Here is a 378-nt window from a genome sequence, read left to right as displayed (position 1 = left end):
GGTGTGGGACGCGGCCACCGGCACCCCGATCGGTGACCCGTTCACCGGCCACACCAGCCTGGTCTGGTCGGTGGCGGTCGGGCAGCTCGACGGCCGCACCATCATCGTCTCCGGCAGCAACGACAACACGGTGCGGGTGTGGGACGCGGCCACCGGCACCCCGATCGGTGACCCGTTCACCGGCCACACCGACTGGGTGCGTTCGGTGGCGGTCGGGCAGCTCGACGGCCGCACCATCATCGTCTCCGGCAGCAACGACAACACGGTGCGGGTGTGGGACGCGGCCACCGGCACCCCGATCGGTGACCCGTTCACCGGCCACACCGACTGGGTGCGTTCGGTGGCGGTCGGGCAGCTCGACGGCCGCACCATCATCGT

Annotated in this window: 1 protein-coding gene; it reads left to right on the top strand. The window is 71.4% G+C overall.

Going from position 1 to position 378, the window contains the following annotated elements:
- Nucleotides 1-378, top strand: a 378-nt coding sequence (locus IEY73_RS32295) for a WD40 repeat domain-containing protein (RefSeq protein ID WP_505744155.1), incomplete at both ends; no start/stop codon positions are given.

The sequence above is a fragment of the Mangrovihabitans endophyticus genome (assembly GCF_014646155.1).
In the GTDB taxonomy this organism is placed as follows: Bacteria; Actinomycetota; Actinomycetes; order Mycobacteriales; family Micromonosporaceae; genus Actinoplanes; species Actinoplanes endophyticus.
Note: the sequence above shows the minus strand (reverse complement) of the source record. Positions and strands in the feature narration are given on the sequence as shown.